Source organism: Streptomyces sp. NPDC001507, assembly GCF_042894765.1.
Classification (GTDB): Bacteria; Actinomycetota; Actinomycetes; order Streptomycetales; family Streptomycetaceae; genus Streptomyces.
The window spans coordinates 1248206-1260747 of the sequence record NZ_JBIAVV010000001.1 but is presented as its reverse complement, the minus strand read 5'-3'; the positions used below and the strand labels follow the sequence as shown (position 1 = coordinate 1260747).

Below are 12542 nucleotides of genomic sequence, written 5' to 3'. Positions count from 1 at the left end.
ACCCCGACCACGGGTCGCCGGCATCCCCGCCCCTGTCCAGACACTGCCCTGCGTTTTCCATCAACCCCGCCCTCTACGCGTCTGCGGAACGTCCTGATGCTCCTACCCCACGAGCCCCCGACGGTCACCGGCGCACTGACCTGGGGGGCGCCTTGGGATGATCTTGAGATGGCTGGTGTGATCACGGCCGGAGCCGTCTTGGATAACTCCGTTCACCGGGCTGAGCCCGCGCCAGTTGAACAAGATGGTCAACGCGCTGCGGCGCGAGGGCGCGGATCCGGTGCGCAAGGGCCGGCCGTGGAGCCTGCCGCTGGAGGACCGAGTGCTGCTGCTCGCCGTCTACTGGCGGACCAATCTGACCCTGCGCCAACTGGCGCCGCTGTGCGGGGTGTCCCATTCCGCGGCCGCCCGCATCATCGACGCCGACACCCGGCTCGTCATCGCCGTCGGCCGGCCACTGCCCGGCAACCGCAACGACTGCAAGGCGTGAGTGCTGTCCGGCGCCAGGCATGCCGTCGGCAAGACCACGGTGATCGCGGGCGGCGGCTACCGGGGCACCGGCCTGGTCTTCCCACACCGCCGCGAACCCGGCCAAACCCAACTCCGGGCCTGGAAAGAGGAACACAACACCTCCCACCGCAAGGTCCGCGCCCGTGTCGAGCACGCCTTCGCCCGCATGAAGACCTGGAAGCTGTCCGGGCCGCTTTGCGGCGTCCTTGACTGGGGAAAATTCTGACGGCGACCTCGGCTTGGGTGACGTCGAAGGATCTTGGTGCGGTTGAGTCCGTGTGGAAGCTTGACGCGAGGGCTGGGGCAGGCGCCCTGGACTGTTGCCTCTGAGCACGCGAGTCAGATTCTTAAGTTGGCTGTGCCCTCACCAGGCCGGGGCCGTTTGGCGATGTCGGTCTCCGAGGGGGTGACTTTATGGATGTGCTGGTCGAGAGAGTGGCGGGTCTCGATGTTTCCAAGGGTGATGTGAAGGTCTGCGTCCGGGGGCCGATCTCCCAGGGTTCACGACGCTATCGGGATGAGGTCCGTACCTTCACGACGATGACCAGGTCACTGCTGTTGTTGTCGGACTGGCTGGCCGAGCAGGACGTTCAGCTGGTCGTCATGGAGGCAACAGCGGACTACTGGAAACCCGTGTTCTACCTGCTTGAGGAACGGTTTGAGGTCTGGCTGGTCAACGCCCGCGACATCAAGCGGGTGCCAGGCCGTAAGACCGACGTCTCCGACGCCCGTTGGATCGCGCAGGTGGCCCAACACGGGCTGGTCTCGCCGTCGTTCGTGCCGCCACCGCGCATTCGCCGTCTTCGTGACCTCACCCGGCAGCGCACCAGCCTGGTCCGAGAGCGTTCTCGCGCGCTGAATCGGCTGGAGAAAGTGCTCGAGGACGCCGGCATCAAGACCTCGCTCGTGCTGACCAAGACGCTGAGTATGTCGTCCCGCGCCATGTTCGAAGCACTCATTGCCGGTGAGCGTGACCCGGTGGTGCTGGCCGATCTGGCCGTCGGGAAGGCCCGGTCGAAGATGACGGATCTCCGCGAGGCCCTGACCGGCCGCTTCGAAGACCACCACGCCTTCTTGACGTCCCAGGCCCTGGCCCACATCGACGCCATCGATGCGCAGATCGCCGCGTTCGATCAGCGCATCGATGCCGAGACCGCGCCTCTGCGCCGACAGCGCGATCTCCTGGTCACCATCCCCGGCGTCTCAACCCGCCTCGCACAGGTAGTGATCGCCGAGACGGGCGCCGACATGACACGCTTCTCCACTGCGACCGCTCTGGCGAGCTGGAGTGGCGTGGCTCCTGGAAACAACCAGTCAGCGGGGCGGAGTTACTCAGGCGCCACGACGCACGGCAACGTCTGGCTGAAGGGTGCCCTTGGAGATGCTGCTGCCGCAGCGGCACACACCAAGGGCACCTACCTCAACGCTCACTACCGCCGGCTGACCAGACGCATGGGCAAGAAGCGCGCTCTCGTCGCGGTCATGCACAAGATCGTCATCGCCGCATGGCACATGCTCACCAACGACACCGACTACCAGGACCTTGGACCCAGCCACTGGCAACAGCACCCGCACCAGGTCAAGCGACGGCAGCAACGGCTCATCGCCGAGCTGAGCGCCCTCGGAATCGACACATCCGGCCTCACACCCGCTTGATCTCCCACACCCCAGCCTCGCGGCCAGGGCAATCAGCCATGCCCTCGTACGGCCATTTTCGAGTCAGATCCTCCGCGACTGCCGCCTCAAGGGCGACGGAGTACACCACGCCATGCTCGGCACCGCCCGCCTGCACAACCTCACGCTCGCTGGGTAACGAAGACGGGCAGATCAACCAGCGCGTCGTAGATCATTTGCGGGACAGCGCCTAGTCGGCGAAAAACCTGAGCGACTGGGCGTTGACGTCGTCGGCGTGCGTCCAGCACAGGCCATGGTCAGCGCCCTCGATGGCCACGTACTCGTTCGAGGGGATGAGTTCGGCCGTGCGTGGATCGCAGGCCTCGATCGGCAGGGCTCGGTCCTCGGTACCGTGCAGGATCAGCACCGCGATGTCGATCTTCGACAGATCGGTGCGGAAGTCGGTGTGCCACGTGGCCACGCCGGCGACGGTTGCGATGGGTGACGCGCCGACCGTCGTGTTCCACGCGTCCTGCACGGCCTCGGCGCTGATCCGGCTGCCGAGCGTCACGTCGAGGTCGAAGAAGTTCTTGTTCCACTCCGTGAAGTACGCCGCCCAGTCCGCTGTCGGGGCCGCCGCGATCCGGTCGAGGACTTTCTGGGGCACCCCATGGCGCGTTTCGGGCGTCTTGAGCAGGTACGGCGTCACCCCGGAGATGACCGACGTCACGGAGGACCCGCTAAATGATGTTGAGGTGGTCCAGGAAGGGGGTCGCCGCGGATGCGTCCCCCGTGATGCGGCAGTGATCGCGCCAGGGTTTCCGGGTGGTGGCCCAGGCGATGAAGTCAAGGGCCGAGCTGTGGATCCGGGTGGCGGTGGAGTCCGCGTCGGGTGTCACAGTCAGCTGTCCGTCCGTTGCGGTCGCGGGGAGGATCGTGACGGTGGTCGCGCCCGGTCCGGTCAGGTCCAGGACGAGGGGTTGGCGGACGGTGGCGGTGAGTTCGGGGCCCTGCATCTGCGGGAGGCCCGCGAGCATGAAGTCAATGGCGGGGGTGACCTGGTCGTCGGTCGGTTCCGGCAATGTGAACGGCAGCGGGCCGTCCGGGGCGAGCAGGTCGTTGCGCAGGTGGCAGAAGACGTTGAACGCCATGGTGTTCGCCAGGAGATGGCGCGGGTACGTCCCGAGCCCGGCCACCTCGACGGGCTCGTCCGCACCGGGCGGTTCCTGGGCGGCTGCCAGGAGGTCCAACTGCCGGGGGGTGCTGTGCCGCCACTCGTCGATGACTTCGGAATGGCTCCAGCCACGGCGTTCGTCGACGCGCAGGTCGTGGTAGCGCTCGCGGTTCTTCGGCAACGCCGGGTCGGGCGGAGGCGGGTCCACGGCTTCGGAGGCGAGCGCCGCGAGGTGGGCCACCACGTCGATGACGCGCCAGCCCGCGCACGCGGACGGCAGCTCCCACTGTCCGTTGTCCACCTTGGGGACGATTTCGGCGAGTTGCGCCGTGCTCGAACGCGCGGCGGCCAGACCGGCTCGGGTCATGGTTCCTTTAGCCTCTCGAAGGGACTGCCAGGTCAGGCTGCGGCCTGCCGGGACATGCGGTAGGTCGCGGCGACGTCGGCACGACCGAGCCCGTCGTCGGCCGCGCGGCGGAGGCGTCCGGGCACGACTTCGGCGATACCCAGGTGCAGGCAGGCGGCGCGGGCCGTATCGGTGATCAGGCCGGCGTCCTTGGCAGCCGCGTCCAGAGGGAAGGAAGGGGTGTCGAGGTCGTCGTCGATCATCTTCGGACCTTTGGTCCGGACGTACGGGCTGCTGAGTCCGCTGCCGTCGATGACGTCGATGACCAGGCGTGGATCCACCCCCAGGGCGTCGGCCAGGGTGAGGGACTCCGCGATGCCCTCGACGGTGGCAAGGACCCAGGCGTTGTAAGCGAGTTTGAGGCTGCTGGGCTGGCCGACCTCGTCCAGCCACACAGTGCGTATGCCCACCGCCTCGAGCACGGGTCGCACCTCTTCCCTCACCTCCTGCTGGGGCGAGGCGGCCATGATGGTAAGCGTGCCGGCCACCGCCGGATCCTTGGTACCGCGGAGGGGCGCTTCGACGTAGGCGAGGCTCACACGGGCCGCCTGTTCCGCGAGTCCGCGCCTCCCGTCCGGGAAGACCGTGCACGTCTGCACCCACACTTGGCGGCCGCCCAGACCATCGTGGGCTTGGTCCATCACGTCGGCGACCACCTTCTCGTTCAAGAGCGCGGTCAGCACGACATCCGCGCCGCGGCAGGCCTCGGCCGGCGTGTCACACACCACGGCACCGAGGGCGGCCAGTGGTTCGGCGGCGGCGCGATTGCGATTCCATGCCCGCAGCCCCAGTCCCGCCGCCGCGATGTTCCGCACCATGGCGTCCCCCATCGCGTCCCCCATGGTGCCCGTGCCGAGCACCCCGACCACAGGTCTTCCCCGACCGGGTGGCGCGGTCCGGTTCCTTCCACTCATCGTCGGGCCTCCATACGCTCGGTCAACACGCGTGCAGCAACAGCGGCGAGCAGTGCGCAGGCCCGTGATCCGACAGACCCACCCGCAACCTGACTGGTTCAGGCGTCCTGACCGATCCAGACGGTCTTGGCATTCATGAACTCCCGCATGCCGAGGTCGGACAACTCGCGTCCGTAGCCGCTGCGCTTGACGCCGCCGAACGGGATCTCGGGGTAGCTGGTCGTGTTGCCGTTGATGAAGGCCATGCCCGACTGGACGTCACGCACGAACAGTTCGCGTTCGGCCTCGTCCTCGCTCCACAGGTTCGACCCGAGGCCGTAGGGATGGCCATTGGCCTCCCGCAGGGCCTCCTCCAGGGAGGAGACCGTCCACACCTGTGCCACGGGGCCGAAGACCTCCTCGTGGTACATCCGCATCTCCGGAGTGATGCCGGTCAGGACGGTGGGCGGGTAGAACCAGCCCGGCCCGTCCGGGCGTTCGCCACCCAACAGCACGGTCGCGCCCTTGGCGACGGCGTCCTCGACGTAGGACTCCACGTCCTGCCGGCCGGACTCGGTGGCAAGCGGTCCGACGTCGGTTCCCGCGTCCATCGGGTCGCCCACCACCAGCGCTCCCATCTTCGCCACGAACATGTCGATGAACGCGTCACCAATGGCTTCGTGCACGAAGAAGCGCTTGCCGTTGATACAGGACTGACCGTTGTTCAGGGTCCGTGCCCGGACCGCGACATCGGTGGCCTGCTCCAGGTTCGTGGAGGGCATGACGATGAAGGGATCGGAGCCGCCGAGCTCGAGGACGACCTTCTTGATCTCGTCACCGGCGATGGCGGCCACCGACCGTCCGGCCGGTTCACTGCCCGTCAGAGTCGCGGCCGCCACCCGGGGGTCACGCAGCACCTGTTCCACCCTCCTCGCAGAGATCAGCAGGGTCTGGAACACGTCCTCGGGGAAGCCAGCGTCACGGAAGAGCTCCTCCAGGTACAGGGCGCACTGCGGCACGTTCGAGGCGTGCTTGAGCAGACCCACGTTCCCCGCCATCAGCGCGGGCGCGGCGAACCGCATGGCCTGCCACAACGGCAGATTCCACGGCATCACCGCGAGGACGACACCGATCGGCTGGTACGTGACGAACGTCTGCTTCGCACCCACGCGTTGGGCGTCACCTTCCAGATCCCGCAGGAACGCGGGGCCCTCGGCGGCGTAGAAGCGCAGTCCGTGAATGCACTTGGCCACTTCCTGCTCCGCTGCCCGGAATGTCTTGCCCATCTCCGTGGTGATCATTCCACTGACGCTCTCGACCTCCTTCTCCAGACGGTCGGCCGCATGCTGCAGCCACTCCGCCCGCTGCTCGACGCCCGTCAGCCGGTACGAGGCAGCTGCCGCCGCAGCTCTGGCGAGCTTGTCTTCGAGCTCTTCGGGGGTCAGCTCGTCGAAAGTCCTGAGGACCTCACCTGACACGGGACTCGTCGTTGCGATAGCCATGGATCCACGATAAAACCACCCGGTATGGTAGGCAATTCACCCATTTGGCCTTTTGTCGACCCCGGAAGCGTCGCTCACCGTCGGCAGGGAGTCACGCCTCCCAGGCTGAACCAGCACCCCTCCACGTCCAGCAGCGCCAACGCACCAGGCGGCTACCGACCCGCCGGCTGCTGATCACCTGGCACGACACGGGATGCATCGCAACCCCAGCTGCGCAACCATGGTGAAGTCCGAAGCGGCGGCCGTGGTGACCCGGCGCCGGGACCCGTTTCCTGTCCGTGTCGCACGCGCCGTGCCGCTTTTCCGCTGGTCGGCGAGAGTGAGACAGCCATGACGCAGATGCGGGCGGCCCGGATGCACGGATACAAGGAACCCCTTCGGATCGAAGAGGTTCCGGTGCCCGAGCCCGGGCCGGAAGAGATACTCCTGAAAGTCGCCGCGACCGGCATGTGCCGTAGCGACTACCAGCTCCTCAACGGCTACTTCGAGGGACCGTTCCCGGTGGACCTGCCCTACATCCCAGGCCACGAGGTCACGGGCCGGGTGGCGGGACTCGGCGCCGAGGTGCCACCGACGGTGGGCTACTCGGAGGGCGACATGGTCGTGGTGAACCCCAGCTGGGGGGACGGCACGTGCCGGCAGTGCCGGGAGGGCAACGAACAGCTGTGCAGCGGTGACGGCCGGTGGGTGGGGTTCGGCCCGCCGGGCGGTTTCGCCGAGTACATGGCCGTGGAGTGCCGCCACGCGATCCCGGTCTCGGAGGAGGCGGCGCGGGCGCCGGAGCTCCTGGCCCCGATGACCGACGCGGGCATGACCCCGTACCGGGGGATGCGCAAGCTCCGGGACGCGGGCAAGCTCGGTCCCGGACGGACCGTCGCCGTCACGGGCATCGGCGGGCTGGGCAGCTACGCGATCCAGTACGCGAAACTGCTCGGCGGCGGTGCGACCGTGGTGGCGCTCGCGCGCACCGACAGCAAGCTGGACGTGGCGAAGGAGAACGGCGCGGACTACGGGATCAACGTCAGGAACAAGGCCACGGAGGCCATCCAGGCCGAACTGGAGCGGCTCACCGGCCGCCGGACGATCCACGCCATCCTGGACTGCGTCGGCAGCGAGTCCTCCATCTCCATGGGCTTCGATCTGCTGGGCCCCGAGGGCGCGCTTGCGGCCGTCGGCCTCATGAGCCAGCGCGTCGAGCACCGGCAGTTCCCCTTCGTGGGCACCGAGCTCTCCTACCTCGGTTCCTTCTGGGGCAACCACTTGGACCTCGTCGAGGTCCTCTCGCTCGCCGAAGCCGGCCTCGTCAAACACAACGTCACCAAGGTCGCGCTGGAGGACATCAACGAGAACCTTGAGGCTCTGGGGCGCGGAGACGTAGTCGGACGCCAGGTCGTCGTCTTCGGGTGAAATTCCGTCGGGCCGACCCGGCCGTCGCGCCTTCCGGGGGCGTGTGACGAGGTCCGCGCGGCGGCCCGGACTCGGCGCTCCACAAGCGTGCCGGGCCAGTCGCCCGACTTCCCGAGCTCACGCTCCGGCAGGGGCCACCGTCCTCACGGTGGACGGAGTCCTGCGCTTCGGGCCCGTGAGCCCTGGATTCAACATGGCGCCACTTGAGGCGCGGGGACTATTGCTGTCACGTGCGAGGTGATGACCCGACAGGGGTCTCGGGCTGCATCTCGTAGGAGTGCTGGATGGCCGGGTGGCGGGTTCCGAGACCGTCCGTGACCTTGCGCTCCCATGGAACCTCCTGGAGGCGCTTGGTCTCCTCAAGCATCGACTTGGGCTCCAGGTTGCGGTAGCTGTCGACTTCTCCGGCGGCGACGGCCGTCAGCGTGGCGAAGACCGCTTCGGGATCGAACTGCGGGCGGGGGAAGGCGAGTTTGGAATAGTCGAAGAGCCGCTGCGACGGGTCGTCCTCCCAGCTTTCCCAGGTCTGGAACATTCGGTCGTTGAAGCCCGTCAGGAAGGGCCCCGGGTTGACTGTGGCGACCTCAATGTTGTATTCCTGCAGCTCGTCGGCCATGGTCTCGGCGATCGCCTCGACCGCGTGCTTCGAGGCAGAGTAGATGCCGGTGAACGGATTGACGTTCAGGCCTTCCCGCGAGGACATCCAGACGATGCGGCCGGCCCCGCGGTTGATCATCTGCTTGGCGATGCCCTGGGTGAGGACGAGCGGTCCGGTGACGTTGACCTCGAACTGGTGCCGAATGTTCGACTCGGGAATGTCGACCGTGGAGCCTCCCTCACCTACACCGGCATTGTTCACCAGAATCTCCACGCCCCAGTCGAGGGCCTTGCGACGGTCTCCGTCGTTCGTCACGTCGAGCTTCTCCACCCGAAGCCTGACACCGCGCTCAGCCGCCTGCCATTTCAACGTCTGCACTTGGGCGTAGATCTCCACCCCGGCGATCACGTCGAAGCCCTTCCCGGCGAGACGCATGGCGGCTTCGAACCCGAAGCCGGTGCCTGCTCCCGTGATGAGGATCTTCTTCAGTGCTGTATTCGCCATGTCGAGTGATTCCTCTCAAGATTTTCGTCCCACACCCCAAGAACCAGTCTGGCCCCCCTAGCGACTGGCGGCAACTCGCAGAAATGGATCTGTCCAAAATTGAATTCGAGTGCCAAAGCCTGTTGGCCAAGCGCTACTGGCCTCAAAAACGTTCGCAGGCATTCGCGTCTTGATCGCCGCTTTCAAAGCCGGTGCGCGCCCCGAGAGAAGAAAGGAAAACTACCGTGGACCTCCGCAGCTAATCACCGACGTATTGGCTCCGGGACCGTGCCGACGGGCATCAGGTACTACGACACGGCCCCGCTTTACGGAGCGGGCCTCGCGGAAATCCTGCTCGATGGCCTGCTGGCCGGCAAGACGCGCGATACCGCGTCGGTGTGGCCGTGGGGGGCGCCTATGGGGTGAGCACCGAGGCCGCAGCCCTCCAGTTCCCGCTGGCCCACCGTCGAACGCCCTCCCCGCCGGGGTCGGCGCCTCCGGCCTCGGGCGAGCAACGTCTCGGCGGTCCGATGCAGCTCAGCTGGAGGGCTCAACGTGCTCCGCGGCGGCCGAGGTGACCGAGGTGGGGCGTGGCTTGTCGCGGGCAGGGCGCTCAAGCCGTTTGCCGGGGTCGGGGTAGGTGGGGGTCAGAGATCAGGTCTCGGCCCCAGGTCCCGTTGACGAGGCCGGCGAACGCGCCATAGAGGCCAAGCGCTGCGGTGAGGAAGCCGAAGCCTCCCCCCACCCTGATCAGTGTGTCGGATTGAAGGAACTGGCCCACAGTGAGCACGGAAATGGTGACCGTGGTGGAGAGGAATGCAGCCAGGAGGGCAGCGGTCGTTCTCACTGCCGCAATCGTGAGTACGAACGGGAGCACTGCCCAGGGCAGCAGACACAGGCCCGTCCCTGTGTGGGCCTGCCCCTCGGGCAGAGTGACGATCACGAAGAACTCCAGCGGGAACGCGGCCGGGAAGAGGGCTGGGTTGACACCGGCGTTTGAAGAAACTCTGGGTAATGTTTGCCAAGCTGAACGCGATGAGGCCGAGCGTCGCGGGGTCGGGCGCGGCGAGTCCGGGCTGCGGAGCCACCGGTGCCGATAGCGAGGGTTGCGACACGGAATACGCTGATCAGCAACCTACTCACAGTTCAGCGGAGATGTCACCGAAACGATCACTCGACACTAATAGGTCGGCATACAAGATCTCGGTACGACACCTCAAGCCCAATAAGTAGTTTCGTACTCGATGGGGGTGCGGTAGCCCAGCGCTGAATGTCGTCGTCGGCGGCAGCCGGAGCTCAGCGGGCTGGCCGATGCAGCACCTGGTCCGCCTCGCTGAACCGGGAGGACACGAGGTTCGCCTGGTGCCAGTGCGGATAGATCAGATCGGGCGCGCTCACCTTGTCGAGGCGGTCCAGATCTTCCTGCGTGAGGTGGACGTCGGCCGCCCCGAGGTTGTCGGCGAGCTGCTCGTCCCTGCGGGCGCCGACGATGACGGTCGTGACACCGGGCTTCGCCAGCAGGTACGCCAGCGCCACCTGGGCCGGCGAGATGCCGCGGACGGACGCCACGTCCACGAGGACGTCGATGGTGTCATAGAGTTTGTCCTCGTCGCGGACGGGAGGTTCGGACCACTCGGTGAGGTGACGCCCGTTCTCGGGCTGCTGGTCGCGACGGTATTTTCCGCTCACCAGTCCGCCGGCCAGCGGGCTCCAGACCAGGACTCCGAGTCCCTGGTCCACCGATGCGGGAATGAGCTCGTACTCGGCGTCCCTTGATTCGAGGGAGTAATAGATCTGGTTGCTGACGAACGGCTGGTACCCGTTGGCGTCGGCGACCCACAGCGACTTCATCAGCTGCCAGCCGGAGAAGTTCGACACACCCAGATACCGGACCTTGCCCGAGGTCACCAGGCTGTTGAGTGTCTCCATGGTCTCTTCCAGCGGAGTCAGCCCGTCCCACTCGTGCACGTGGTAGATGTCGAGGTAGTCGGTACCCAGGCGGCGCAGGCTGCCCTCGATCTGGTCCAGGATGTGCCGGCGCGACAGACCCTCGTCGTTGGGCCCGTCCCCCATGGGCAGGCGCACCTTCGACGACAGGATGACGCGGTCCCGTCGTCCGTCCAGTGCCTTTCCGAGGATCTCCTCGGACGCCCCTCTGGAGTACATGTTCGCGGTGTCGATGAGATTGACCCCTGCGTCGAGACACATGTCGACCTGTCGGCGGGCCCCGGTCACGTCGGTGTTGCCCACGTTGCCGAAGACGTCCTTGCCGCCGAAGCCCATGGTGCCCAGGCCGATCGTCGAGACCAGCAGGCCGGAGGTGCCCAGTTGTCGCACTTCCATGGTCGATACTCCTCCGCTGAATGTGCCGCCGGGGACGCCGCTCAGGAAACGGCCTGGCTCAGAGCTTCCAGGCCGTCGCTGTAGATGCCGGTGAACAGGGCGACGGCCTCGTCCTCCGAGGCGTCGGTGGGAACGAACCGCCCCGACCACTGGACCTCGCTGGTGCCGGGAGCGCCGGCGACTGCGTGGACCCGCAGTGTGGAGATGTAGTCGGTCACGGGGAAGGGGGCTTCGAGGATGGCGTAACTGTAGTAGCGCTCCTGCTCGTTGAACGCCACCAGCTGCTCGACGATGCTGTCCCCTTCCGGGTTGGCGAGCCTTCTGCGGCGCCCTCCCTCTTCCAGGGTGCTGGAGAGGATGTAGGGAAGCCAGTCAGGGAGAGAGCCGAATCCCCCGATCAACTGCCATACCCGCTCTGGTGATACCGGGAGCGTCCGACTCACCGACGTGGATGCCATGAAGTTGTCCAATCACTGTGAAGGGTAGATACGGCCGTTCCTGGAAGGGAGGAGTGATCAGATGCCGTTCGGGAGAGGAGCCTTGGGGCTGACCAGCTTCGCCTCCCGCAGCTCCCGCCAGAACGAGTCAGGGATCTGCTCGTCGAGAGCCGAGAGATCCTCGCTGATACGGCTGGGCTTGGTCGCGCCGGGGATGACCGCCGCGCTCACCGGGTGGGCGAGAGAGAACTGCAGGGCCGCGGCCTTGATCGAGACCCCGTTGCGGTCGGCGATCTCCTTGGTCCGCTTGACGCGGTCGATGACGGCCTGCGGCGCTTCCGCGTACTCGAAGTGGGCGCCGCCGGCCAGGATGCCCGAGCTGTAGGGGCCGCCCACCACCATGCTGACGCCCTGCTCCTCCGCCATGGGCAGCAGCCGCTCAAGGGCATGCTCGTGGTCGAGGAGGGTGTAGCGGCCGGCCAGCAGGAAGGCGTCGGGCTGCGGCTCGTCGAGGGCCAGGGTCAACTCTATCGGCTCGGTGCGGTTGACGCCGAGGCCCCAGGACTTGATGACGCCCTCGTCGCGCAAGCGGGTCAGGACGCGGAACGCACCGGTTCTGGCCTCCTCGAACTTGCTCAGCCACAGGTCTCCGAGGAAATCCTGAGCGATGTCGTGTACCCAGAGGATGTCGAGCCGGTCCACGCCCAGGCGCTTCAGGCTGCCCTCGATGGAGCGCTCCGTGGCGTCGGCGGTCCATTCGTGGGCGATCTTGTTCGGTCGCCCCGCCGCGAACAAGCTGCCCTTCTCGCCCAGGTCGCGGGCTCCTTCCTCGACCTCGTCCAGGATGACCCGGCCCACTTTCGTGGAAAGCAGGTACTCGTCACGGGGCTTGCTCGAGAGCAGGCTGCCCAGACGGATCTCCGCAAGGCCGGCGCCATACAGCGGAGCGGTGTCGTAGTAACGGATTCCCTGGTCCCAGGCAGCGTCGAGAGTTGCCGACACCTCCTCGTCGGAGACAGCCCGAAACATGTTTCCCATAGGAGCGGTTCCGAAGCCGATACGGTCGGACAGAATATCCTTGAGTGACATGATGAGTCTCTCTCCGATTCCATGATGCAAACTCGTTTGTGCGGCGCGGGAGAAAAGGAATTCCTCGCACCCGAAGCATGGCGCGA

General features: G+C 66.6%; 11 protein-coding genes and 2 pseudogenes. 4 read left to right on the top strand and 9 right to left on the bottom strand.

Going from position 1 to position 12542, the window contains the following annotated elements; translation table 11 throughout:
- Positions 1-168: 168 nt before the first annotated feature.
- The 3 genes and pseudogenes from ACFY0K_RS05625 to ACFY0K_RS05615 form a co-directional block, all read left to right on the top strand.
- A pseudogene (locus tag ACFY0K_RS05625) lies at positions 169-694 on the top strand (transposase family protein); the annotation flags it as partial.
- Positions 695-924: 230 nt separating this feature from the next.
- Positions 925-2166 (top strand): IS110 family transposase, encoded by a 1242-nt coding sequence (locus ACFY0K_RS05620; RefSeq protein ID WP_390638727.1) that lies wholly within the window; start codon positions 925-927, stop codon positions 2164-2166.
- A gap of 64 nt (positions 2167-2230) precedes the next feature.
- Positions 2231-2323, top strand: a pseudogene (locus ACFY0K_RS05615) (IS5/IS1182 family transposase); the annotation flags it as partial.
- A 51-nt stretch (positions 2324-2374) separates the two neighbouring features.
- On the opposite strand, the gene ACFY0K_RS05610 reads toward ACFY0K_RS05615, so the two are convergent.
- The 4 genes from ACFY0K_RS05610 to ACFY0K_RS05595 form a co-directional block, all read right to left on the bottom strand.
- A complete protein-coding gene (locus tag ACFY0K_RS05610) occupies positions 2375-2854 on the bottom strand; it encodes an alpha/beta fold hydrolase (protein WP_390638726.1) in 480 nt (159 codons plus the stop codon).
- Positions 2855-2864: 10 nt separating this feature from the next.
- Positions 2865-3665: a maleylpyruvate isomerase family mycothiol-dependent enzyme gene (locus ACFY0K_RS05605; RefSeq protein ID WP_390638725.1), complete on the bottom strand. Its 801-nt coding sequence runs from the start codon at positions 3663-3665 to the stop codon at positions 2865-2867.
- 32 nt (positions 3666-3697) lie between these two features.
- Positions 3698-4573, bottom strand: coding sequence for an NAD(P)-dependent oxidoreductase (locus ACFY0K_RS05600; protein WP_390638724.1), 876 nt, complete (start codon positions 4571-4573; stop codon positions 3698-3700).
- Positions 4574-4716: 143 nt separating this feature from the next.
- Entirely contained in the window at positions 4717-6099 is a 1383-nt protein-coding gene (locus ACFY0K_RS05595; RefSeq protein WP_388720050.1) for an NADP-dependent succinic semialdehyde dehydrogenase, read from the bottom strand.
- 330 nt (positions 6100-6429) lie between these two features.
- Here ACFY0K_RS05595 and ACFY0K_RS05590 point away from each other — a divergent pair, with 330 nt between their 5' ends.
- The gene (locus ACFY0K_RS05590; RefSeq protein ID WP_390638723.1) at positions 6430-7506 is read left to right on the top strand and encodes an NAD(P)-dependent alcohol dehydrogenase; all 1077 of its coding nucleotides are present in this window, start codon (positions 6430-6432) and stop codon (positions 7504-7506) included.
- A 226-nt stretch (positions 7507-7732) separates the two neighbouring features.
- On the opposite strand, the gene ACFY0K_RS05585 is transcribed toward ACFY0K_RS05590, so the two are convergent.
- From ACFY0K_RS05585 to ACFY0K_RS05565, 5 genes are all read right to left on the bottom strand, one after another.
- Complete coding sequence (locus tag ACFY0K_RS05585; RefSeq protein ID WP_390638722.1) at positions 7733-8608, bottom strand: SDR family oxidoreductase; 876 nt, start codon at positions 8606-8608, stop codon at positions 7733-7735.
- Positions 8609-9200: 592 nt separating this feature from the next.
- Positions 9201-9530, bottom strand: a complete 330-nt coding sequence (locus ACFY0K_RS05580) for a GPR1/FUN34/YaaH family transporter (protein ID WP_390638721.1) — start codon at positions 9528-9530, stop codon at positions 9201-9203.
- 353 nt (positions 9531-9883) lie between these two features.
- Positions 9884-10930, bottom strand: a complete 1047-nt coding sequence (locus ACFY0K_RS05575; RefSeq protein ID WP_390638720.1) for an aldo/keto reductase — start codon at positions 10928-10930, stop codon at positions 9884-9886.
- A gap of 41 nt (positions 10931-10971) precedes the next feature.
- Positions 10972-11388 carry an SRPBCC family protein gene (locus ACFY0K_RS05570; protein WP_390638719.1) on the bottom strand — a complete coding sequence of 139 codons (417 nt, stop codon included), beginning with the start codon at positions 11386-11388 and terminating at the stop codon, positions 10972-10974.
- A 57-nt stretch (positions 11389-11445) separates the two neighbouring features.
- A complete protein-coding gene (locus ACFY0K_RS05565; RefSeq protein ID WP_390638718.1) occupies positions 11446-12456 on the bottom strand; it encodes an aldo/keto reductase in 1011 nt (336 codons plus the stop codon).
- Positions 12457-12542 lie beyond the last annotated feature (86 nt).

Excerpts from the sequence above, each read along its gene's own strand:
- ACFY0K_RS05590 (WP_390638723.1), top strand. The coding sequence starts at position 6,430 with ATGACGCAGATGCGGGCGGCCCGGATGCACGGATACAAGGAACCCCTT.
- ACFY0K_RS05595 (WP_388720050.1), bottom strand. The coding sequence starts at position 6,099 with ATGGCTATCGCAACGACGAGTCCCGTGTCAGGTGAGGTCCTCAGGACT.
- ACFY0K_RS05565 (WP_390638718.1), bottom strand. The coding sequence starts at position 12,456 with ATGTCACTCAAGGATATTCTGTCCGACCGTATCGGCTTCGGAACCGCT.
- ACFY0K_RS05575 (WP_390638720.1), bottom strand. The coding sequence starts at position 10,930 with ATGGAAGTGCGACAACTGGGCACCTCCGGCCTGCTGGTCTCGACGATC.
- ACFY0K_RS05570 (WP_390638719.1), bottom strand. The coding sequence starts at position 11,388 with ATGGCATCCACGTCGGTGAGTCGGACGCTCCCGGTATCACCAGAGCGG.
- ACFY0K_RS05605 (WP_390638725.1), bottom strand. The coding sequence starts at position 3,665 with ATGACCCGAGCCGGTCTGGCCGCCGCGCGTTCGAGCACGGCGCAACTC.
- ACFY0K_RS05620 (WP_390638727.1), top strand. The coding sequence starts at position 925 with ATGGATGTGCTGGTCGAGAGAGTGGCGGGTCTCGATGTTTCCAAGGGT.
- ACFY0K_RS05585 (WP_390638722.1), bottom strand. The coding sequence starts at position 8,608 with ATGGCGAATACAGCACTGAAGAAGATCCTCATCACGGGAGCAGGCACC.